Here is a 1447-nt window from a genome sequence, read left to right as displayed (position 1 = left end):
CCCTTTCGCGCTTTCGTGTCGGTAATGTGGCACGGAAGGATTGGAAAAATGGAACGGCGGGAGTATCGGATCGGACCAGTGGGTGAATGTGTGACATCCACTGGAGCGACACGGGAGACCCTCGAGAAATGCGCTGGAGTCACTCTCCGCTTTTGTGTCTGAGGGCCGGCGGACATCACCCACGTGGGGCTCAACACCCCGTATGCCTGTATGCAACGTGGCCGCTTGCTCCCGCCTGTTCCAGTGTTGGAGCAAACAAGAATGAACGAACGAGAACAAGTCAAAAGAGTGATCGGCCTGGATGCGCATCCGTACCTGTTCACCGCCGCGGCGCTGGCCGGGGCGGATGCGCTCCAAGCCGAAATGGAATGGTGCGTCGATCGGGCGGACCTGCGCCGGCTGGAGGTCATCCTCGGGAAGCGGACACGGCCGGGTGACGTGGTCGTGCCGGAAGCCAGCGGCAACAGCTTCGCCGTGGCCGAACGGCTGGCGAAAATCGGCCTGTGCCCGGTCGTTCTGGAAAGCCAGGCGGTCGGGAAAGTCGGCAAGGCCTACTGCGCCACCGACAAGATCGACGCGATCAAGATTGCCCGGGTCTATCTCAGCGGCTTGGCCCACGCGGTCTGGCGCCCGGATCCCAAGGCCGCCGAACGCCGGGAAGTGTTCTTCGGCCACCGCAACGCCGTGGGCGACAGCGTCCGCGAGCGCAACCGGACCTGGGCCTTCTTGAACCAGCAGTGCGTGAAACGCCCCCGAGGCCTGCGACTGGCGGCTCCCACGGCGCTGGACAAGCTGCTGGCGTTGCACGCCTGGACCGGGACGCAACGGTGGCTGCTGGCTGAAATGGTCGAAGCTTTCCAGAAGGCGGAAGCCCGCCGCAAGCGCTTCCGCGTCCGGATCGCCGAAGAAGTCGCCACAGACCCCGCCCTGCTCCGGATGGTCCGGCTGATGGGCGTCCGCGAAAAAGTGGCGTTTGCCTTGGCCGCGTTCATCGGAAACGTCGGACGCTTCGCAACGCCCAAAAAGCTGGTGGCGTTCTTCGGGCTGAACCCGCGGGTGTCTCGCAGCGGAATCAGTGGCGGCACGGGACCGCTCACGGGTCTCGGCCGCGGGGATGTCCGCGCCCTGCTGATCCAAGGTGCCCAGAGCATCCTGCGCTACGGCCAAGGCCCTTCCCATCGTTGGGCGGTGGCCTTGAAAATGCGCAAGGGGACGAACATCGTGGTGGCCGCTTTGGCGCGCAAGATGGTCGTCAGCATCTGGTACCTGCTCAAGGGGCTCGTCGCCCCCATGGACGAATCCACGCCCCATATCCTGGTCAAGATGCACAAGATCGCCGCAGAAATCGGCCAGGGCCGACTCCGCGAACTGGGCTACGCGAACGCCCACCAGTTCGTAGATGATAAAATCGGAATCGTCATGGGAACAGCTTGACATACCACATGCC

General features: G+C 63.9%; 1 protein-coding gene. It reads left to right on the top strand.

Going from position 1 to position 1447, the window contains the following annotated elements; genetic code table 11:
- Window positions 1–210: 210 nt before the first annotated feature.
- Complete coding sequence (locus EOL86_14920; GenBank protein NCD26860.1) at window positions 211–1434, top strand: IS110 family transposase; 1224 nt, start codon at window positions 211–213, stop codon at window positions 1432–1434.
- Window positions 1435–1447: the final 13 nt, after the last annotated feature.

The sequence above is a fragment of the Deltaproteobacteria bacterium genome, assembly GCA_009930495.1.
Lineage (GTDB): Bacteria > Desulfobacterota > Desulfovibrionia > Desulfovibrionales > Desulfomicrobiaceae > Desulfomicrobium.
Note: the sequence above shows the minus strand (reverse complement) of the source record. Positions and strands in the feature narration are given on the sequence as shown.